This is a genomic window from Aphanothece microscopica RSMan92 (assembly GCF_046613545.2).
Lineage (GTDB): Bacteria > Cyanobacteriota > Cyanobacteriia > PCC-6307 > Cyanobiaceae > NIES-981.
This window is the reverse complement of the sequence record NZ_JBKKKY020000390.1, coordinates 1-540: the sequence shown is the minus strand read 5'-3', so window position 1 is coordinate 540 and position 540 is coordinate 1. Positions and strand designations below refer to the sequence as shown.

General features: G+C 67.8%; 1 pseudogene. It reads right to left on the bottom strand.

From position 1 onward, the window contains the following. Window positions 1-196 precede the first annotated feature (196 nt). Window positions 197-540: pseudogene (locus tag ACLD7X_RS18170) on the bottom strand (TolC family protein); the annotation flags it as partial.

Here is a 540-nt window from a genome sequence, read left to right as displayed (position 1 = left end):
CAGCGGGCCGCGGGGCTGCGCCGGGCGCAGGTCTTCCGACACCAGCTTGCGGATGGAAGACAGGACATCCTCGATGTCCGTCGTCGTCATCGGCTCCGACATGCCCGCGCGCCCCTCGTGTCTTGTTCTTGACGCAGAAGTGTAGCCCCCACCCGCCCTTCTGACAAGGACGGCACCGGCCACGGGGCGAGAACGGTCAGTCTCCGATCGTCTTCAGGATGCGGTCCAGCTTCTTGCCCTGGGCCGACAGGGCGGGCGCGTTGCGCACGGCGTTGTAGTAACCCTCGGGGTCATAGGTCGGGATCCCCAGCTTGAGGTGATCGACCGTCAAGAGCCCCATCGACGACAACAGCCCATAGACCCCGATGTAGCGCGTGGCCTCGGCCGACACCCGCGTCACCCGCGCCGACAGCAGTTCCTGTTCCGCATTCAGCACGTCCAGCGTGGTGCGCGCGCCCAGACGGGCCTCCTCGCGCACGCCGTCAAAGGCGGTCTGGGCCGACCGCACCTGCAGGTCGCCCGCCCGAATGCTGGCATTGG